Genomic DNA, 337 nt, shown 5'->3' with positions numbered 1-337 from the left:
CGTCAGGCCGGGAACGAACTTAAGCGCCTTGTTAAGCGCTGACTTACAGGCCACGCTCAATAGCCTGTTTTATGATCGGTGCTACGGTTTCCGGAGTGATACCACGATCTTGGCAATACTTGGTTTGCAACCATGCGGATAGCTGCTTTTGACCTTTGCTGGCATTGCAGCCGCAGCAACACAAGGCAATATTTTCTCTCGTAATGATGCTGGCATCGTTAATGATGTGCTCCCAGCTCGCCGCAGACTTCCGTAGCACTTTCACAGAGGTAAATTCTTTGCGGCAATAGACACACTCCGTGTCTCGCTCTCGAACTTCTTTTTCCAGCCAGTCCGG

Annotated in this window: 1 protein-coding gene; it reads right to left on the bottom strand. The window is 50.7% G+C overall.

The genetic code is table 11. The annotated features are described in order from the left end of the window. Positions 1-43 precede the first annotated feature (43 nt). A partial coding sequence (locus EST55_RS12300; protein WP_129497698.1) for an HNH endonuclease occupies positions 44-337 on the bottom strand: 294 nt, incomplete at its 5' end.

Source organism: Idiomarina sp. 29L, assembly GCF_004123135.1.
GTDB lineage: Bacteria > Pseudomonadota > Gammaproteobacteria > Enterobacterales > Alteromonadaceae > Idiomarina.
Note: the sequence above shows the minus strand (reverse complement) of the source record. Positions and strands in the feature narration are given on the sequence as shown.